This is a genomic window from Nonomuraea bangladeshensis (assembly GCF_039529455.1).
Lineage (GTDB): Bacteria > Actinomycetota > Actinomycetes > Streptosporangiales > Streptosporangiaceae > Nonomuraea > Nonomuraea bangladeshensis.
This window is the reverse complement of the sequence record NZ_BAAAMV010000016.1, coordinates 23,997-42,930: the sequence shown is the minus strand read 5'-3', so window position 1 is coordinate 42,930 and position 18,934 is coordinate 23,997. Positions and strand designations below refer to the sequence as shown.

The 18,934-nt window shown below is 71.2% G+C and carries 19 protein-coding genes; 13 read left to right on the top strand and 6 right to left on the bottom strand.

Annotated elements, in window-relative coordinates:
- Positions 1-84 precede the first annotated feature (84 nt).
- Positions 85-1,191 (bottom strand): citrate synthase 2, encoded by a 1,107-nt coding sequence (locus ABD292_RS42270; RefSeq protein ID WP_344217824.1) that lies wholly within the window; start codon positions 1,189-1,191, stop codon positions 85-87.
- A gap of 182 nt (positions 1,192-1,373) precedes the next feature.
- Here ABD292_RS42270 and pdxH point away from each other — a divergent pair, with 182 nt between their 5' ends.
- Together pdxH and ABD292_RS42260 are read left to right on the top strand one after the other, a co-directional pair.
- Positions 1,374-2,027, top strand: a complete 654-nt coding sequence (gene pdxH / locus ABD292_RS42265; RefSeq protein ID WP_344217822.1) for a pyridoxamine 5'-phosphate oxidase — start codon at positions 1,374-1,376, stop codon at positions 2,025-2,027.
- Between the two features lie 10 nt (positions 2,028-2,037).
- Positions 2,038-3,294: an MFS transporter gene (locus ABD292_RS42260; RefSeq protein ID WP_344217820.1), complete on the top strand. Its 1,257-nt coding sequence runs from the start codon at positions 2,038-2,040 to the stop codon at positions 3,292-3,294.
- Between the two features lie 89 nt (positions 3,295-3,383).
- Here the strand turns inward: ABD292_RS42260 and ABD292_RS42255 are convergent, their stop codons facing one another.
- The gene (locus ABD292_RS42255; protein ID WP_344217818.1) at positions 3,384-4,019 is read right to left on the bottom strand and encodes a UdgX family uracil-DNA binding protein; all 636 of its coding nucleotides are present in this window, start codon (positions 4,017-4,019) and stop codon (positions 3,384-3,386) included.
- An 87-nt stretch (positions 4,020-4,106) separates the two neighbouring features.
- Here ABD292_RS42255 and ABD292_RS42250 point away from each other — a divergent pair, with 87 nt between their 5' ends.
- From ABD292_RS42250 to ABD292_RS42235, 4 genes are all read left to right on the top strand, one after another.
- Positions 4,107-4,814 carry an iron-dependent transcriptional repressor DtxR gene (locus ABD292_RS42250; RefSeq protein ID WP_344217816.1) on the top strand — a complete coding sequence of 236 codons (708 nt, stop codon included), beginning with the start codon at positions 4,107-4,109 and terminating at the stop codon, positions 4,812-4,814.
- Positions 4,815-4,937: 123 nt separating this feature from the next.
- Positions 4,938-7,163, top strand: coding sequence for an ATP-binding SpoIIE family protein phosphatase (locus ABD292_RS42245; RefSeq protein ID WP_344217814.1), 2,226 nt, complete (start codon positions 4,938-4,940; stop codon positions 7,161-7,163).
- A gap of 16 nt (positions 7,164-7,179) precedes the next feature.
- Positions 7,180-7,968: an alpha/beta fold hydrolase gene (locus ABD292_RS42240; protein WP_344217812.1), complete on the top strand. Its 789-nt coding sequence runs from the start codon at positions 7,180-7,182 to the stop codon at positions 7,966-7,968.
- A 12-nt stretch (positions 7,969-7,980) separates the two neighbouring features.
- Positions 7,981-8,403 (top strand): MarR family winged helix-turn-helix transcriptional regulator, encoded by a 423-nt coding sequence (locus ABD292_RS42235; RefSeq protein ID WP_344217810.1) that lies wholly within the window; start codon positions 7,981-7,983, stop codon positions 8,401-8,403.
- Here ABD292_RS42235 and ABD292_RS42230 read toward each other — a convergent pair.
- Positions 8,400-8,564, bottom strand: coding sequence for a hypothetical protein (locus tag ABD292_RS42230; protein WP_177240627.1), 165 nt, complete (start codon positions 8,562-8,564; stop codon positions 8,400-8,402). The genes ABD292_RS42235 and ABD292_RS42230 overlap by 4 nt on opposite strands.
- Positions 8,565-8,618: 54 nt before the next feature.
- Positions 8,619-9,764 carry an acyl-CoA dehydrogenase family protein gene (locus ABD292_RS42225; RefSeq protein WP_344217808.1) on the bottom strand — a complete coding sequence of 382 codons (1,146 nt, stop codon included), beginning with the start codon at positions 9,762-9,764 and terminating at the stop codon, positions 8,619-8,621.
- Positions 9,765-9,967: 203 nt separating this feature from the next.
- Here ABD292_RS42225 and ABD292_RS42220 point away from each other — a divergent pair, with 203 nt between their 5' ends.
- From ABD292_RS42220 to ABD292_RS42195, 6 genes are all read left to right on the top strand, one after another.
- Positions 9,968-11,326, top strand: a complete 1,359-nt coding sequence (locus ABD292_RS42220) for a hypothetical protein (RefSeq protein ID WP_344217806.1) — start codon at positions 9,968-9,970, stop codon at positions 11,324-11,326.
- Positions 11,326-12,114: a class F sortase gene (locus ABD292_RS42215; RefSeq protein WP_344217804.1), complete on the top strand. Its 789-nt coding sequence runs from the start codon at positions 11,326-11,328 to the stop codon at positions 12,112-12,114. Before ABD292_RS42220 ends, ABD292_RS42215 begins: the two co-directional genes overlap by 1 nt.
- A 123-nt stretch (positions 12,115-12,237) precedes the next feature.
- Complete coding sequence (locus tag ABD292_RS42210) at positions 12,238-13,122, top strand: hypothetical protein (RefSeq protein ID WP_344217802.1); 885 nt, start codon at positions 12,238-12,240, stop codon at positions 13,120-13,122.
- Positions 13,123-13,127: 5 nt separating this feature from the next.
- The gene (locus ABD292_RS42205; RefSeq protein WP_344217800.1) at positions 13,128-13,898 is read left to right on the top strand and encodes a class F sortase; all 771 of its coding nucleotides are present in this window, start codon (positions 13,128-13,130) and stop codon (positions 13,896-13,898) included.
- 47 nt (positions 13,899-13,945) lie between these two features.
- Positions 13,946-14,599, top strand: coding sequence for a hypothetical protein (locus tag ABD292_RS42200; protein WP_344217798.1), 654 nt, complete (start codon positions 13,946-13,948; stop codon positions 14,597-14,599).
- Between the two features lie 72 nt (positions 14,600-14,671).
- Positions 14,672-15,817, top strand: coding sequence for an acetyl-CoA C-acetyltransferase (locus tag ABD292_RS42195; RefSeq protein ID WP_329585644.1), 1,146 nt, complete (start codon positions 14,672-14,674; stop codon positions 15,815-15,817).
- A gap of 62 nt (positions 15,818-15,879) precedes the next feature.
- Here the strand turns inward: ABD292_RS42195 and ABD292_RS42190 are convergent, their stop codons facing one another.
- A complete protein-coding gene (locus ABD292_RS42190; protein WP_344217795.1) occupies positions 15,880-16,233 on the bottom strand; it encodes a MerR family transcriptional regulator in 354 nt (117 codons plus the stop codon).
- Between the two features lie 58 nt (positions 16,234-16,291).
- On the opposite strand from ABD292_RS42190, the gene ABD292_RS42185 reads away from it, so the two are divergent.
- The gene (locus ABD292_RS42185; protein ID WP_344217793.1) at positions 16,292-17,485 is read left to right on the top strand and encodes an MFS transporter; all 1,194 of its coding nucleotides are present in this window, start codon (positions 16,292-16,294) and stop codon (positions 17,483-17,485) included.
- Here the strand turns inward: ABD292_RS42185 and ABD292_RS42180 are convergent.
- Positions 17,439-18,827 carry a serine hydrolase domain-containing protein gene (locus tag ABD292_RS42180; protein ID WP_344217791.1) on the bottom strand — a complete coding sequence of 463 codons (1,389 nt, stop codon included), beginning with the start codon at positions 18,825-18,827 and terminating at the stop codon, positions 17,439-17,441. The two genes, ABD292_RS42185 and ABD292_RS42180, sit on opposite strands and share 47 nt — an antisense overlap.
- Positions 18,828-18,934 lie beyond the last annotated feature (107 nt).

Below are 18,934 nucleotides of genomic sequence, written 5' to 3'. Positions count from 1 at the left end.
CGGGCACGGAACGGCCGCCGCGCGGGTGCGAGCCACGCGGCGGCCGTCCGTTCCGTCACCGGAGTCTCGTCCGGGGAGGGGGTGTCAGAGCTTGCCGACGACCTCGTCGGCGCCCGGCACGTCGCTCAACGGGCGCGAGGACGGGCCGACGTAGTTCGCGCTGGGGCGGACGAGCCTGCCCGTGCGCTTCTGCTCCAGGATGTGCGCCGCCCAGCCGGCCGTGCGGGCGCAGGTGAACATCGAGGTGAACATGTTGGAGGGGACCTCGGCGAAGTCGAGCACCACGGCCGCCCAGTACTCCACGTTCGTGGCGAGCACCCGGTCGGGCTTGCGGGCGTGCAGCTCCTCCAGCGCGGCCTGCTCCAGCGCCGCGGCGACCTCGTACCGGGGAGCGTCGAGCTCCTTGGCGGTGCGGCGCAGCACGCGGGCCCGGGGGTCCTCCGCGCGGTAGACGCGGTGGCCGAAGCCCATGAGCCTGTTGCCCTTGTCGAGCTCGCTCTGCACGTACTTCTTGGCGTCGCCGAGCTGCTCGACGCCCTCGATCATGTGCAGCACGCGGGCCGGGGCGCCGCCGTGCAGCGGGCCCGACATGGCGCCCACGGCGCCGGAGAGCGCGGCGGCCACGTCGGCGCCGGTGGAGGCGATGACGCGGGCGGTGAACGTGGAGGCGTTCATGCCGTGCTCGGCCGCGGAGGTCCAGTAGGCGTCGATGGCCCTGACATGCTTGGGATCGGGCTCGCCGCGCCAGCGGATCATGAAACGCTCGACGATGCTGGTGGCCTGGTCGACCTTGCTCTCGGGAACCATCGGCAGGCCGAGACCACGGGCGGATTGCGCCACGAACGACAGGGCCATGACCGACGCGCGGGCGAGCTGGTCGCGGGCCTCGTCGTCGCTGATGTCGAGCAGCGGCTTGAAGCCATAGGCCGGAGCCAGCATGGCGAGCGCGCTCTGTACGTCTACGCGGATGTCACCGGAGTGGACAGGGATGGGGAACGGCTCCGCCGGGGGCAGACCCGGCTGGAACGTGTTGTCGACCAGCAGGCCCCAAACGTGCCCGAAGGGGACACGGCCGACCAGCTCTTCGATGTCGACGCCCCGGTATCGAAGGGCGCCCCCTTCTTTGTCCGGTTCCGCGATCTCGGTCTCGAAAGCTACGACGCCTTCGAGCCCGGGTTTGAAGTCGGACATACTCGGCCGCCTCCCTTTCTGCCATGTTCCGGCAATGCAAAGCCTTGATGTCGAGATACCGGCGGGTCAATTTAACCCCCTCCCAGCTCCTGCTCGGTCTCCGGACCCGCCGAAGCGCCAAAGCCGCTGGTGGGGAGCGGTGTAGTGGGATCTACCACACGAGCGCGCAACAATACCGTCTCGTGGATGCCACCCCGCGCCCGCCCTCGCTGGCGGGGCTCCGACGCACGTACGAGGGCGAGCCGCTGCTCGAAGCCGATCTCGCGGCCGACCCGATCGCCCAGTTCACTCTCTGGTTCCAGGAGGCCACGGCCGCCGGGATCCCGGAGCCCAACGCCATGGTGCTCGCCACCGCCTCGGCAGGCGGCCGGCCGAGCGCCCGCATCGTCCTGCTCAAGGGCTACGACGAGCGCGGCTTCGTCTTCTACACGAACTACGAGTCCCGCAAGGGCCGCGACCTGGCCGAGAACGCCCGCGCGTCCCTGCTGTTCCCCTGGCACGCGATCCGCCGCCAGGTCCGCGTGGACGGCACCGTGAGCCGCATCTCCCACGAGGAGTCGGCCGAATACTTCAACTCCCGCCCGTACGGCTCCCGCATCGGGGCGTGGGCGTCGCGGCAGTCGGCCGTCGTACGCTCCCGCGAGGAGCTGGACGCCCGCTACGAGAAGCTGGCGGCGCGCTGGCCGGAGGAGCCGCCGGTGCCCGAGTTCTGGGGCGGGTTCCGCGTCCATCCCGTGGAGATGGAGTTCTGGCAGGGACAGCTCGACCGGATGCACGACCGGCTCCGCTACCGGCGGACACCACCCGGATGGGTCCTGGAGAGACTTGCACCTTAATGTTCGTTAAGTGGCATTCGGGGACTTGATCAAGCGTCATCTCGTGGACACCCGGCCGCTCGGCGTGCCGGCCTACCGGCGGATCTGGCTCGGCCAGGCGGTCTCGCACGTAGGGGTCGGGGTCACCGTCGTCGCGGTCGGCAAGCAGGTCTACGACATCACCGGGTCCTCGTTCTGGGTCGGGCTGCTCGGCCTGGCCAACCTGGTCCCGCTCATCGTCTTCGGGCTGTGGGGCGGGGCCGTGGCCGACGCCGTCGACCGGCGCAAGCTGCTGCTCGCCGGATCGGCCGTGGCCTGGACGGCGACGCTGTTCATCCTCGTCCAGGCGCTGATCGGGCTCGACAACGTCTACGTGATCTTCGCCGCGGTCGCGGTGAACGCCACCGGGTTCGCCATCACCGGGCCGACCCGGGGCGCGATCGTCCCCCGCATCCTGCGGCCGGAGCTGGTCCCCGCGGCCAACGCGCTCAACTCGCTGGTCTACAGCATCGGCGCGGTGATCGGGCCGATGCTCGGCGGCCTGCTGCTCGTGGGCGGCGGGTACGCGGCCGCCTACGCCGTGGACGCCCTCCTCTTCACCGCCGGCCTCTACGCGGCCTTCAAACTCCCCGCGCTGCCCCCGCTGGGCGAGGTGACCCGGCCGGGTGCGCGGGCGGTGCTGGAGGGGCTCGCCTTCATCATGCGCAGCCCCGTGCTGCTCATGTCGTTCGTCGTGGACATCATCGCCATGGTCTTCGCCCTGCCCAGGGCGCTCTTCCCCGAGGCGGCCGACCTGTGGTTCGGCGGCTCGGCGCTCGCGCTCGGCTGGCTCAACGCGGCCATGGCCATCGGCTCCGTCGTCGGCGCGCTGTTCTCCGGCTGGGTCGGCAGGGTGCGGCGGCAGGGCGTCGCGCTGGTCGTCGTCATCGCCGTGTGGGGGCTCGCCGTCGCCGCCGCGGGGATGACGGGGAACCTGTGGCTGGTGGTGACGTTCATGGCCGTCGGCGGGGTGGCCGACGTCATCTCCTCGGTGTGGCGGCAGTCGATACTCCAGCTCTACGCGCCGGACGAGATGCGCGGGCGGATGCAGGGCGCCTTCATGGTGGTCGTGGCCGGCGGGCCGCGCCTCGGCGACCTGCGGGCCGGCGCGACCGCCACGATGCTCGGGCTGAGCGGCGCCTGGGTGGGCGGCGGCCTCGCCTGCGCGGCCGTGGTGCTCGTCGTCGGGCTGTCGGTCGCGGGCTTCCGCAACTACCGCGCCGACCTGGTGACCGAACGGGCGGGCTAGGCGACGCCCACCGCCGAGGCGGGCGGGTTGGGCGACGCCCACCGCCGAGGCGGGCGGGTTGGGCGACGTCCTCCGCCGAGGCGGGCGGGCTAGGCGACCTCCGCCGCCGCGCGGAGGTCGGACAGGAAGCCCGCGTACGCGGCCTCCCGGTCGGGGGCGCGCAGCACGGCGGACGGGTGGATCGTCGCCACCGCCAGCCGGTCCCCGAGCGGCACCGCCTCGCCCCGGTGCCGCGTCACCCTGAACGCGGCGCCGAGCAGCGAGCGCGCCGCCGTCGCGCCGAGCACCACGACCACGCGCGGCTCCACCGCGGCCAGCTCGGCCTCCAGCCACGGCCGGCAGGCGGTGATCTCGCCGGCCGTCGGCTTCTGGTGGATGCGCCGCTTGCCGCGCGGCACCCAGGAGAAGTGCTTGACGGCGTTGGTGACGTACACGTCGTCGCGGGCGATGCCCGCCTCCTCCAGCCCCCTGTCCAGAACGCGGCCCGCCGGGCCCACGAACGGATGCCCCTGCCGGTCCTCCTGGTCGCCTGGCTGCTCGCCCACGAGCATGAAGGCCGCCTTCCCCGGCCCCTCGCCGAACACCGTCTGCGTGGCGTCGCGGTAGAGATCGCAGCCCTCGCAGCGGGCCGCCGCCGCGCGCAGCGAGGCGAGGTCGAGCCGGTCGGGAAGGAAGTCGCCCGCGCCGTTGTTGCCGTCCTTGACCATCGTCGGTCGTTCTCCCAATAGGGTTCCCTGCGTGACCTACGTGCCCGAGGCGGACGGGCTCAGTCCCCGCCACGACCGACGTAACATTCAGTTGGGAGGACTGCCTTGACCGCACACGGCCTGATCGACACGACGGAGATGTACCTCCGCACGATTTACGAGCTCGAGGAGGAGGGCATCGTCCCGCTGCGTGCCCGCATCGCCGAGCGCCTGCAGCAGAGCGGCCCCACCGTGAGCCAGACCGTCGCCCGCATGGAGCGCGACGGCCTCGTCCGGGTCGAGGGCGACCGCCACCTCGCGATGACCGACCTGGGCCGCCAGCTCGCCACCCGCGTGATGCGCAAGCACCGCCTCGCCGAATGCCTGCTCACCCAGGTCATCGGCCTGCCGTGGGAAGAGGTCCACGTCGAGGCGTGCCGCTGGGAGCACGTGATGTCGGAGTCGGTGGAGGCCCGGCTGGTGACCCTGCTCGACAACCCCACCGTGTGCCCGCACGGCAACCCCATCCCCGGTCTGGCGGAGCTCGGCGCCAAGGAGCCGGCCGAGGCCGCTCCCGACGGGCTCACGTCGATGAGCGACCTTGCTGTGGGCCCCATGGGCGTGCCCGTGGTGGTGCGGCGAATTAGCGAACAAGTGCAAAGTGATCCCGCTGTGATGCTTAAACTCAAGCAAGTTGGGATACAACCCGGACGCGAGGTCACGCTCGCGGCGAGCGACGACGGTGTGCGGGTGACAGGTGACGGTGACGCGAACGACAATCCCGCGGAGCTTCCGCGTGATGTTGCCGCGCACGTTTTTGTCTCCAAGCGCTGACGTGCGCGCAGCGGCTTGGTTGAATCCCTTCTGGGAGGCCCTCCACTCTCCCCAGACCAAGACTGTTGCAGGAGCGCTCGTGGTTCGCTGTGCATGCTCGCCACCCCGAGGAGTGGTCTTCGGATGAAGCGTTGGGGGGATCTGTCACAGGACGGGGTTGATCATCTCGCCGCCGGGTCCGTTCTCGACCATGCCGAGATGGCGGTGGTCGTCACCGACCGCTTCAGCAATCTCCTCTACTGGAACCCCTTCGCCGAGAAGCTCTTCGGCCGGCCGGGCCCCGCTTCGCCGGGGGACACCTCGGTCCTGTCCCTCGGGATCATGGAGAAGGACCACCCGCAGGCGATCGAGCTGGCCAAGCACGTGCTCAAGGGCGGGGTGTGGGAGGGCACCTTCGACGTCAAGCGCGGCGACGGCACCATCGTCTACGTCCGCGCCCAGGCCGTGCCGCTGCGCCACACCTCCGGAGCCGTCACCGGCATCGTGATCACCGCCCGCGAGGCCCTGCGCAGCAACGAGCGCGAGAAGGACCGCTTCGGCCTGCTGGAGCGCATCGGCGAGCGGCTGGCCGGCTCCCTCTACGTCGAGGAGACGCTCAAGCGGGTCGCCGAGATGCTCGTCCCGCAGTTCGCCGACCACTGCTTCATCGAGCTGATGGAGGGCGACCGCCTCGTCCGGCGGGTCGCGCACCACGTGCAGGGGTGGACCCCGCCGTCGGGCACGTGGAAGCCGCTGGGCGCGGAGATCCGCTACCCCATCGGCCACTACGCCGACACCGCGCTGCGCCGCCAGGAGACCATCCTCGTCGAGGACTTCGCCACCAGCAGCTTCCCCTCGCCCAGCGAGGGCAGCGCCCGCCTGTGCGGCGAGATCGGCATGACCTCGGCCATCGTCGCCCCGCTGCTGGTGCGCGGCGAGACCCTGGGCCTGATGTACCTCGGCCTGTCCAACCTCACCGACCGCCGCAGCCCTCATTACGACGCCTTCGACCGTGACTTCGTCGGGGCCATCGCCACCCGGGTCGCGGTCGCGATCGACAACGCGCTGCTGTTCGAGGAGGAGCGGCACACCGCCGAGTCGTTCCAGAAATACCTGCTGCCGCGCGGCGCGATGCCCCGTCTCGACGGCCTGCAGATCGCGGTGCGCTACTTCCCTGCGGCTCCGCTGGCCTCTCACGGGCAGGGGATCCAGACCCAGGTCGGCGGCGACTGGTACGACGTGATCCCGCTGTCGGCCGGCCGGGTTGGCATCGTCATCGGCGACGTCGAGGGCCGCGGCGCCAAGGCGGCGGCCGTCATGGGCCAGCTCAGGGCCGCCCTGCGGGCCTTCGCGCAGGACGACAAGTCGCCCGCCGACATCCTCGCCAGGCTCGACGAGTGGACCCGCATCATCGCCACGCCCGAGCAGGACGACAACGGCGCCGACATCAGCATCCCGCCCATCGTGACCTGCCAATACCTCGTCTACGACGCCTGGTCCCGGCAGCTGTCGTTCGCCAACGCCGGGCACGCCCCGCCGCTGCTGCTGGTCGACGGCCAGTGCGTGGAGCTCGACATCGAGGAGGTCGGCCAGCCGCTCGGCGTCCGCGCCAAGGGCCTGCACGCCGACCTGGTCTACAAGGAGGAGACGCGCACCCTCCCGCCGGGCGCGGCGCTGCTGCTCTACACCGACGGCCTGGTCGACCGGCGGCCCGGCCGCGACGGCCACCCGCCGACCGAGTCCGAGACGCTGGGCGTGCTCTGCGAGAAGCTGTCCAAGCTGTCCGACGCCGACGTCGAGCGCATCGCCGAGACCGCCACGGTCGCGGTGCCCGGCGAGATCGACGACGACATGGCGATCCTGGTGGTCCGCTCCAGCGACGTCGATCTCGACGTCGAGGAGCGCACGTTCCCGGCGCAGCCGATCATGGTCGGCGAGGCGCGGCGGATGGCCGCCGAGGCCTTCTCCGGCTGGAACGTGCCCGAGGAGCGGGCCGAGCTGGCCTGTCTGCTGGTCTCCGAGGTCGTCACCAACGTCGTGCTGCACGCCTCCACCGCCACCGTGCCGCGCAGGGAGCTGTCCGTGGACGGGCCGCCGCTGCCGTTCGAGGAGTCCTGGGACCTGCCGGGCTTCGAGGACGAGGCGATCGGCGACAAGGAGTTCACGCTCCGGCTGCGCAGGGGCGAGGAGGCGGTCTGGGTCGAGGTGTTCGACCAGGATCTGCGCCTGCCGCGGATCCGCAGCGCCGGCGAGAACGACGAGGGCGGGCGCGGCCTCTATCTCGTGGACCAGCTTGCTCGGCGTTGGGGCTCGCGTCCTACCAAGGAAGGCAAAGCCGTCTGGTTCGAGATTCCCACCCGCGGCAGGTGAGTGGTCTACTGGCCGCATGGACCTGGCCTTCGAACGGCGGGGCACCGGCGCGCCGCTGATCCTCATCCACGGCATCGGGCACCACTGGCAGGCCTGGCTGCCGGTGCTGGACCGGCTCGCCGCCGCGCGCACGGTCTTCGCCGTGGACCTGCCCGGGTTCGGCGACTCCCCGGGGCTGCCGGAGGGCACCCCGTACACACCGGAGTCGCTGGCGGACGCGGTCGAGTCGTTCTGCGCGCTGCTCGGCATCCGCGAGCCCGCCGTCGCGGGCAACTCGCTCGGCGGCTACCTCGCGCTCGAACTCGCCGCCCGCGGCGTCGTCAGCTCGGCCGTCGCGCTGTCGCCGGCCGGCTTCTGGACCCGTTCCGAGTTCCTGTACGCCCGCACGGTGCTGCGCGCGCTGCGCGCCACGGCCCGCGCCCTGCCGCCCGAGCAGGCCGCCCGCATGGCGGAGGAGCCCGCCTCGCGGGCGCTGTCCGCCGGGATGCTGGTCGCCCACCCCACGAGGATGGAGCCTGCGGCGCTGGTCGCGGCCACGCAGGCGCTGGCCGCCGCGCCCGGGTTCGACGAGACGCTCGCCTCCTTCGAGGGGCTCATGCCGCCCGCGCCGCCGAAATCCCCGATCACCATCGCGTGGGGCGAGCACGACCGGCTGCTGCTGCGCAGGCAGGCGGTCCGCGCCGGGCGGTGGTCGGGGCAGCGGGTCAAGCTGCTGAACGGGTGCGGCCACGTCCCGATGAGCGACGATCCGGCGCTGGTCGCGCGGGTGATCCTGGACGCGATCCAGCCGGTCGTGCCGGGGTAGCATCGCCACCCTATGCACGAGGACAAGGACATCGCCGCCATCGAACGCGCGATGGTCGCCATCAGGCGCAGGCAGCGGCGGCGCGCCCTCGCCGCGGCCGACGGCGCGGGCCCCGAGCACGACGTCCTCGACGTCATCGAGGCCGCCCGCGAGCCGGTCACGGTGACCGGGGTCGCCGAGGCGCTCGGCGTGGACCAGCCGCGGGCGAGCCGGCTGGTGGCCGCCGCCGTGACGGGCGGCCTGGTGCGGCGCGAGGCCGACCAGGCCGACGGCCGGCGCTCGCACCTCGTGCTGACCGACGCCGGGCGGGACGCGCTGGCCCGTGCGCACGAGAGCAGGCAGGCGAGCTTCGCGGAGGTCACGCGGACGTGGACGGCGGCCGAGCGGGCGGAGTTCGCCCGGCTGCTCACCCGGTTCGTGGAAGGGATGCGCTAGACCTTCGTCTGGCCCCAGACGAGCAGCATGGCGATGATGAACACGATCATCACGCCCGCGTAGCCCACGGCTCCCAGGCGGAAGGCCCGGCGCACCCGGTTGAGCAGCCAGGCGAACAGCAACGCCAGGAAGACCAGGAGGATCAGGCCGCCGGATTCCATGCTGTCCAGTATGCGGCGCGGGGCCGGTCCGCGCGCGGCCCCGCGGGCTTCCGGTCAGAAATCGAAGGACCGGCCGATGATCTCCTTCATGATCTCGGTGGTGCCGCCGTAGATCGTCTGCACCCGGCTGTCCAGCCAGGCCCTCGCCACGGGGTACTCCGTCATGTAGCCGTAGCCGCCGTGAAGCTGGAGGCAGCGGTCGATGACCTTGTTCTGCAGCTCGGTGGTCCACCACTTGGCCTTGGCCGCGTCCACCGCCGTGAGCTCGCCTGCGTTGAGCGCGAGGATGCACTTGTCGACGTAGGTGCGGGCGATGTCGGTCTCGGTCGCCAGCTCGGCCAGGACGAACCTGGTGTTCTGGAACGAGCCGATGTTGCGGCCGAAGGCCTGGCGGGACCTGCAGTACTCGATGGTCTGCTCCAGCACCGACTCCGCCGAGGCCACGGCCGCCACGGCGATCGACAGGCGCTCCTGGGGCAGGTTGTGCATGAGCTGGAAGAAGCCCTCGCCGTCGTTCGGGCCGAGACGGTTGGCAACGGGGACCCGGACGTTCTCGAAGAACAGCTCGGCGGTGTCCTGGGCCTTCATGCCGACCTTGTCCAGGTTGCGCCCGCGCTGGAAGCCCTCCGCGCCCCGCTCGACCACGATCAGCGTCGTGCCCCTGGCCCTGGCCGCCGGATCGGTCTTGGTGACCACGACCACCAGGTCGGCGTTGATGCCGTTGGTGATGAAGGTCTTCTGGCCGTTGATGACGTAGTGGTCGCCCTCGCGGACCGCGGTCGTCCTGATGCCCTGCAGGTCGCTGCCCGCGCCGGGCTCGCTCATCGCGATCGCGGTGATCAGCTCGCCGCTCACGAAGCCGGGCAGCCAGCGCTGCTTCTGCTCGTCGTTGGTGAGGTCCACGACGTACGGGGCCATGACGTCGTTGTGCAGCGAGAACCCGAGGCCGGACGCGCCGTGCCGGATGATCTCCTCGACGATCACCGCGTTGTAGCGGAAGTCCTTGACGCCCGCGCCGCCGTACTCCTCGGGCACCGAGAACCCGAACATCCCCAGCTCGCCGGCCTGTTTCCAGACCTCGCGCGGGACGATGCCCTCCTTCTCCCACCGCGCGTGATGCGGCACCACCTCGCGGGTCATGAACTCGCGCACCGTCTCACGGAAGAGCAGGTGCTCCTCGTCGAAAAGATCTCTCTCCATACGCCACCTCCAGAACGGGATTCTGTTACTGGACACGGCTTCATCACAAGTGATGGAAGATGGGGCATTCCGCATGTGTTGTCGGTCTTCGCGACTCTAGGATTTACCCTCGGTCTATTTGTGGGTGATCGGAGTCTCCCGTGAGTCGGTTGCGCAAGGCGTTGATCGCCGCATCGGTCGGTTCCGTGGCGGCATTAGGTGTGATGGTGTCGTCGAACCTGCCCGCGTCGGCGGCGCAGGCCGATCTTGAGGTCGAATACATCTGTAAGCCGACCGGTACGAGCAGCATCGTCAGGCACGGTCCGGTGCGGCTGGTCACCAATCTGACCTTCGACACCGACCTCGTCGTGGGCGGCCCGCTCAACTACACGTGGAAGCTCCAGTACACCGGTGACGGCAGCCGGTTGCAGTCACCCGGCTACTTCGGGCCGGGCGGAGAGGTTCACGCCATCGGCAACCTCGAGCTCAAGAGCAACTGGGTTGGCATCCTGCAGCCCAAGGGCAGCGCCGATCCGGAGAAGGCCCTGCGGCCTGATGACGAACTCGGCCTGCCTCCCATGCTGAACGACCCCGGCCTCATCGACAAGCCGGGCACTATCAAGATCACCCCGAAGGACATCGACCTCGACTTCACTCCGCCGGACAGCAGTGTGGTCATCAACGACGGTGACGACACCGACAACCCGAGCGACATGCAGATCGTCTACCACGGCACGTGGACGCCCGTGGGCGGCCGCCCGTCCTCCGAGCATCACGTGCACAACGACCTGCACGAGACCACCGAGTTGAACGCCTCCGCTGAGCTGACCTTCGTCGGCACGAGCGTCAAGTACATCGGCCCGACGGACAAGGACGCCGGACCGGTCAACATCTACATCGACGGCATCAAGCGGGCGACGGTGGACCCCTCGCGCGACGGCAACGACGACCCGGTGAACCACGACCTCAACGGCGGCCAGCCGTTGTGGGTCTCGCCCAAGCTGACCTACGGCAAGCATGTGATCAAGGTCGAGAACGCCTCGACCAAGCCCGCCTGGCTGGACGCGTTCGAGGTGTCGACGGCCACCGCGCAGCTTCCGACCGGATTCCACGGCGCGAAGTGCACGCCGGCCAGCCCTCCCGGATCCATCGTGGTCACCGTCGGGGAGAGAGTGACCAGCCCGCCGCCCACGACGAACGAGCCCACGACCACCCCGCCGACCAGCCCGCCGGCGACCAACACCAGCACCGGCACCCCGACGACCACGGCGACCGGCACGAGCTCGCCGTCGCCGAGCTCGCAGTACACCCACCCGGGGATCGTGATCGTCGGGCCCGGCGGCACCAGCACCACCACCCCCACCACCTCGACCTCCGCCACCCCGACCGTGACCAAGTACGTCAGGCCGCAGGTGGTCAAGACGCCCAAGGGCGGGGTGAACACCGGTGAGGCGCCGGATCCGCCGGTGGACTCCGGGGCGTACACGTTGATCGCGGGCGGCTCCGCGATGATCATGGGCAGCGCCGCGGGCGGCCTGGTGCTGTGGCGTCGCCGCGCCGCGCACGCCGGAGGTGTGAAGTGATGAGCGAGCAGAAGCAGAAGTCGACTCTCGACAAGGCGATGCCGGGCCTGCTGATCGCGGGCTCGCTGGCCGGGGTGGGCGCCGTCATGGTGGGCCTGCTCTCGCTGGCGCCCACGGTGGACGACGGCTCCGGCCCCGGCGGCCCCCTCGCGGCGGGCCAGCCGTCCACGGTGCAGATCGAGAACGCGGGCGCGTTCGTCCTGCCGCCGACCGTCGGCCCCGGCGGCAAGAGCGGCCTGACCCCGGCCCGCATCGACGCGCCGCCGCCGCTGGCGGCGGTGCCGACCGTGGCCCCGATCCCGGCGGCGAGGACCACGAAGGCCAAGGCCAAGGCGAAGCCGTCGCGCATCAAGATCCCGAAGATCAAGGTGAACGCGCCGGTCGGCCAGGTGACGGTGGACCTCAAGGGCAACCTGGGCACCCCGTCGCTGAGCAAGCCGAACCAGACCGGCTGGTACCGCTTCTCCCCGCTCCCGGGCGAGAACGGCCCGACGGTCATCAACGGGCACGTCAGCACCCGCAAGGGCCCCGCCGTCTTCGCCCGGCTCTCGGAGCTGGTGAAGGGCGACAACATCTACGTGTACCGGTCGGACGGCAAGGTCGCCCGCTACACGGTGAGCGGGATCGAGCAGGTCAGCAAGACGACGTTCCCGACGAAGCGGGTCTACGGCAACACCGAGGGCGCGCAGCTCCGGCTGATCACCTGCGGCGGCGTCTACAACAGGGGAGCGCACAGCTACAAGGACAACATCGTCGTGTACGCCACGCTCTCGAAGAAGAAGGTCTGACCCGGGAGCAACCGGTTTGACGGTTTACGGGAAGTTGACAGGTAGAGTTCGTAAGATCTCAACCTAGCCGAGACCAAGAATTGGAAAACTGGCACACTCCCGCCAACCTGCACTGAATTGGAGATGGAAGTGCTGACGTCCAAGGCGCGGCGCCGCCTCGCCCTCAAGACATCCGCCATGGCCGTCCTCGGTGCAGGGATCTTCGGTGGGCTGCCGGTGGTGGCCGCGCTGGCCGCCCCGGTCGACGTGGTCTACAACTGCGGACCGGCGGCGGGCGCGAAGTCCTCTCACTGGTTCAACATGGAGCTGAGGACTCCGGCGAGCGCGGTCACGCCCAACGCGACGGTGACCGTCACGTGGGACGTCAAGCCCCCGACCGGGACCCCGTCGCACACGCCGGCGGCGACCGCCAGCGCGCAGATCACCCCGACCAGCACCATCGTCGCGAGAGGCGCGCTGAGCCCCAGCGGCTCGCCGATGCCGTCGGCCTCGATCACCGCCAGTGGCGCCGCCACGCATTACACGGCCATCTCGCCCGGCGCCACCCTGCCGGCGGTGGCCATGACGATGGTGATCAAGCCGACGGCGACGGGCACGATCGGGCTCAAGGGCGGCAACTTCGAGCTCCAGGTCAACGGCGACACCTGGTACGAGTGTGAGCCGGGCGCTTCCGGGGGGCCGTCGGCGCAGTTCGTCGTGACGACCGGGGGCACGGGCACGCCGACGGGCACCGGCACCCCCACCAGCACCGGGACCGGCACGCCGACGCCCACGCCCACCACCTCCACCCCCCGGCCGACCAAGACGACCACCGAGATCGTCACCATCACCCCGTCCAGCAAGCAGTCCACGAAGAAGTCCCAGACCCCCAAGGCGGGCGCCGACACCGGTCTGGGCGGCACGATGGGGCCGGACGGGCGGACGTTCATCCTGGCCGGAACCGCGCTGATCGGCGCCGCCACGGTGGGCGGGCTGCTCATGCGCCGGCGCAACGCGACCAGGGGCTGAGCGCGGTGTCGGGATACCACCCGTACGGCGGCGGACTTCCTGCCCCGCAGCCGCCGCAGCCGGACAAGGGGAGCACGGCGCTCAGGGCGGTGCTGATCGTGGCGGCCATCGCCGGGGTCGTGACGGTCGTGGCCGGGCTGCTGATCGTGCTGAACTCGCCCGACGAGTACGGCCTGGCCGCGAACAACCGCGACAGCCTGGCGCTGCCGTCCCAGCCGCACGCCGCGGGCAACAACCCGGAGCAGGCGCTCTTCCAGGCCGACCCCGACGCGCCGCCGCCGCTGCCGCAGATCACCCCGGCCCCGCCGATGCTGCCGTCCACCCCGATCCGGGTCGTGATCAAGCGGCTGGGGATCAACGCCCCGGTCAAGACCGTGGGCCTGGCCAAGGACGGCACGATCGAGGTGCCGCCGGCGGACGACCCGAACCTCGTGGGCTGGTACCGCAACATGTCCACGCCGGGCGAGGCGGGCCCGGCCGTGCTGCTCGGGCACAAGGACACCAGGACGCGCAGCGCGGTGTTCAGCAGGCTGCCCGAGATCAAGAACGGCGACACCATCGAGGTCAAGCGGCAGGACAAGACCACGGCGGTGTTCACCGTGGGCGGCGTGGAGCAGGCGAACAAGAAGACGTTCCCGACCCAGCGCGTCTACGGGCCGCAGGACAACGCCCAGCTGCACCTCATCACCTGCGGCGGGACCTACGACCGGCGCACCGGGCACTACACCGACAACGTCATCGTCTACGCGACGATGACGAGCTCCTATCGAAGCTGACCGCATAGAGCGGCTCACTGGCAAGCGCGGAGGCGGGCATGGGCTGGATGGCCAAGCGGAGACTGCGTACGGGCCCGACGGCGGTGCTGCCGGCCAAGGTCCAGCCGGCCGAGCTGTTGCGGGTCGTACGGCTGGCCGACCCGGCCGCCCGCCTGGACGGCGACGACGTCGTGGCCACGGACGTACGGGTGTGCGCGCCCGTGGAGGCCGAGCCCGGGCTGACGGGCGGCGTGCTGGAGAAGTCGTGGGCGGTGCGGGTGGCCGGCGAGGGGCCGTTGCCGCTGGACTTCTTCGACCGGTTCCTGGCCGAGGGCATCGCGTTCCGGCTGAAGGGGCTCGCGGTCTGCCGCGGCGAGGTGAGCGACCCGGCCGACGAGGAGGACACGGGCCCCGCGGTCATCGTCCCGGTGCGCCCGTCCGCCGAGGAGCTGGCGCCGCTGCTGGAGCCGCAGGAGGACGACGAGTTCACGTTCACGGCGGGGGAGATCCGGGCTGTGCTGGTGCCGCAGAAGGGGCAGCCGCCCGCGGTGGGGGAGCTGCTGCCGTTCGCGACCGAGCTGACCGCGATCGAGCTGCGCGGCGACGAGCCGGCCAAGCTGGGGGCGTTGGCGCTGGAGCTCGCCGACCAGCTCAACGGGCTGGTCGTGGACCGGTGGCGGTTCCGCGTGGACGCCGCGGAGGACCTTCTCCCCCCGGAGTGAGCAGCGCCAGAACGTCGTTCTGTTGTAGGCTGCCCTTAGTAACCGAATAATGCTCGGTTTCCAGGAGGCACTGTGGCAGAGGCGTACATCGTCGGGGCGGTCCGCACCCCGGTCGGCAAGAAGAAGGGCGGTCTTTCCACCGTCCACCCCACTGACCTGGCCGCTCACACGCTGAAGGCGCTCGTCGAGCGCACCGGCGTGGACCCCGCCGCGGTCGAGGACGTCATTCTGGGATGCGTCATGCAGTTCGGCCCCCAGAGCATGGACATCGCCCGTAACGCCTGGCTGTCGGCCGGTCTGCCGGAGACCGTCCCCGGCGTCACCATCGACCGCCAGTGCGGCTCCTCGCAGCAGTCGATCCACTTCGCCGCCCAGGGCGTCATGTCCGGCACGCAGGACCTCGTCGTGGCCGGCGGCGTCGAGTCGATGAGCATCGTCCCCATGGGCTCGTCCATCAAGGCCGCGCTGGACATGGGGATGCCGTTCCCGTTCGGCGAGAAGTGGGTCGAGCGGTACGGCAAGCAGGAGATCTCGCAGTTCCGCGGCGCGGAGCTGATGTGCGAGAAGTGGGGCTACACCCGCGAGGTCCTGGAGCAGTTCGCGCTGGAGTCGCACCAGCGGGCCGCCAAGGCCATCGCGAACGGCTACTTCAAGGAGCAGATCGCCCCGATCAACGGCGTCGAGGACGACGAGGGCCCGCGGGCGGACACCACCCTGGAGAAGATGGGCACCCTCAAGACCCTGAAGGAGGGCGGCCAGATCACCGCGGCCACCTCCTCGCAGATCTCCGACGGCTCGGGCGCCGTGCTCATCGCCTCCGAGCAGGCGGTCAAGGACCACGGGCTGACCCCGCGCGCCCGCATCCACCAGCTCGCGCTCATGGGCGACGACCCGGTCTACATGCTGACCGCGCCGATCCCCGCCACGCAGCGGGCGCTGAAGAAGGCCGGCATGTCGATCGACCAGATCGACGTCGTGGAGATCAACGAGGCGTTCGCCCCGGTGCCGCTGGCCTGGATGCACGAGCTCGGGGCCGACCCCGCCAAGGTCAACCCCAACGGCGGCGCCATCGCCCTCGGCCACCCCCTGGGCGGCACCGGCGCGATCCTGATGACCAAGCTCCTGCACGAGCTGGAGCGCACGGGCGGCCGCTACGGCCTGCAGACGATGTGCGAGGGCGGCGGCCAGGCCAACGTCACGATCATCGAGCGGCTCTAGGAGCAGACGAAAGAGACGGAGCGCCGTCTCCTCGGCCGACGAGGAGGCGGCGCTCCCGCATGTCACACGCGCGACGCCGCGATCACCCGGTCGAGGGCGTCGCGGGACTCGCTCAGGTCCGCCATCGCCCGGTCGATGCGCTCGCGCTCGCCGCGCAGCTGTCCGACGACGTCCCGGCAGGTGGGGGCCAGCACCTCGCCCTCGGGCTCCAGGCAGGGCAGCACGGTCGCGATCGTCGAGGTGGACAGGCCCGCCGAGAGCAGGCAGCGGATGCGGCGCACGGTCTCCACATGGGCCTCGGTGTAGACGCGGTAGCCGCTGGGAAGGCGCTCCGGGGCCAGCAGGCCCTGCTCCTCGTAGTAGCGCAGCAGCCGCTCGCTCACGCCGGTGCGCCGGACCAGCTCGCCGATCCGCATGTGATCTCCCTCACCGCCGATTGACTCTCACATCCATGTGAGACTTTAGCGTACCCGCATGAAACAGGGACTTTTCGTGCCCGCCATGCTCATGGTGAGCGTCTTCGTGGTCGGCACTTCCGAGTATCTGATCGCCGGGTTGCTGCCGCAGGTGGCCGCCGACTTGGACGTCACGCTGTCCACGGCCGGGCACGCGGTGACGGCGTACGCGCTGGGCGTCGTGGCCGGCGGGCCGCTGGTGACGATCGCGACGGTGCGGCTGCCGCGCAAGGGGCTGGCGCTGGGGCTGCTGGTGCTGTTCGCGGCGGGCAACGCGATCTGCGCGGTCGCCGGGTCGTACGGGGTGCTGATCGCCGGCCGGGTGGTCGCCTCGCTCAGCCACGCCGCCTTCCTGACGCTGGCGCTCATGCTGACCGTACGGGCGGTCGCGCCGGAGCGGGTGGGGACGGCCATCGCGGTCGTCGGCTCAGGGTTCTCGGCGGCGACCCTGCTGGGCGTGCCGGTCGGCGTGCTGGTGGGGGACGGGGCCGGGTGGCGGGCGCCGTTCGCGGGGCTCGCGGTGCTGGCGCTGGCCGCCGTCGTGCTGCTGGCCGTGGTGCTGCCACGGGAGGCCGCGCCGGACACCAGCGTCGCGGCCGAGCTGCGGACCATGCTGCGCCGGCCGGTGCCGGTCGTGATCGCGACCACCGCCGTGGGGCTGGCGGCCACCTCGACCGTGTTCACCTACCTCGCGCCCGCGCTGTCGCGGATCACCGGGTTCGCGCCGACGGCGGTGTCGGCGTTGCTGCTGGTGTACGGCGTGGGCGGGCTGGCGGGCGGCCTGGTCGCGGGACGGCTGGCCGACCGGACGCTGCCGGCCACGGTGCGCGGGACGTTCGCCGGACTCGCGGTGGTGCTGGCGCTGTTCCCGTTCGCGCTGGGATGGCCGGTGGCGGCCGTGGCCGTGGTGCTCGCGTTCGGCCTGCTGACCTCCGCCACGACCCCGGTGCTGCAGAGCCTGCTGCTGCGGCACGCGGGCGGCGCGCCGACGCTGGCGGTGTCGGTGAACGTGTGCGCGTTCAACATCGGCATCGCGGCAGGCTCCGCGCTCGGCGGCGGCCTGGTCGCGGCGGACGGCCTGCGGTGGCTCGGGCTCGCCGCCGCCGCGCTCGCCCTGGCCGCGCTGGCCGTGAGCTACGCGGCCGTCCCGGCGGCCCGCCGTCAGGTCAGCGCGGCCGGCGGTTCCGTAGCGCGAGCACGCGGGCGAGCGTGACGGCGGCTCCCGCGAGGGCCGTCACCAGCAACGTGATCGACAGCGGAGCCGCGAAGTACGTGAGCTGCGCCCACGTGACGGTCCTGCCGTTCATCAGGAACGACACCCAGTCGGGGTAGGTCGCCAGCACCACGGCCGGCAGCAGGGCGGGCAGCAGCCGGAGCGCGTACCACCGGCGGGGCCTGGCCGCCCAGCGGCGGGCGCGGAGCACCCCCAGCGCGCCGAGCCCGGCCGCCACGAGCGCGACCGCGGCCAGGATCCCGTCGTAGAGCCGCCGGTCGGCGCCCGGCGGCTCGGGTACGCGGCCCTCGCTCAGCGCCGTCAGCCCCTGCATGATCGTGTACGTGTCGTCCTGCAAGGCCGCGCTGTTGCTCATCACCGCGAAGCCGTAACCGGTGCGCGGCGAGAGGGCGGCCACCGCCGTGTACGTGAACAGGTTCCCGGAATGCACGAGCTGCCCGGACTCCTCCTCCACGCCCCAGCCCATCCCGTACGGGCGGACCGCGGCGGGCGTGTGCATGGTCTCCAGGCTCCGCTTCCCGACCACCGGACGGCCGTCCCCGGACTGGGCGATGAGCCACTTGCCCATGTCGTTCGCCGTGGTGACGACGCCGCCCGAGCCGCTGCCGTTGAGGAAGGCGGGCAGCTCGGGGCGCGGCAGCCAGGCCCCGTAGACGGAGTTGTAGCCGTCGGCGGGGCGGACCACCTGGTCGCTCACGGCGCTGGAGGTCATGCCGAGCGGCCCGAAGACCCGATCGCGCAGGTACGAGCCGAAGTCCCGGCCCCCGGCCACCTCGACCAGCCGGGCGGCGAGGTCGTAGTTGACGTTGCAGTACTCCCATCGGGTGCCCGGCTCGGCCCGCAGCCGCCCGCCGGACAGCCGGGCGGTGTAGTCGGCGAGCGTGGTCGTCTTCTCCAGGGCGTTGACGTCGACCGTGGTGTCCGACAGGCCGGAGGTCTGGTTGAGCAGCTGGCGCACGGTGACGCGGGCGGCGCGCGGGTCGGCCATCCGGAAGCCGGGGAGCTGCGCGGCGACCGGGTCGTCCAGCCGGATCTTGCCGCGCTCGACGAGCGTCATGACCGCCGTCGCGGTGAACGCCTTGCTCACCGAGGCCACCCGCATCGGCGTGTCGGCGGTGACCGCGTGGCCCTCGGAGTCGTGGCCGTACCCGGCGGCGTGCACGACCTGCCCGTCGTGGGTCACGACCACCGACACGCCCGGCAGGCCGGTGGTGGCGACGGCGTCGCGCACGTACGCGTCCACGGAGGCGGGAGTCAGGGCGGGAGCGGGGGCCGGGAAGAGGGCGCCCGCCGCGAACAGGCTGATCAGGAGCGTTTTCACGTCACGAAACCTAGGGAAGGAGCAGCCCCCTCCGGATCTGCCGTCCGGTCATCGGCACCCCTGACGAAAGTCGGGTCTCATCTGAGAAAGAGGGCATATAACCGGCA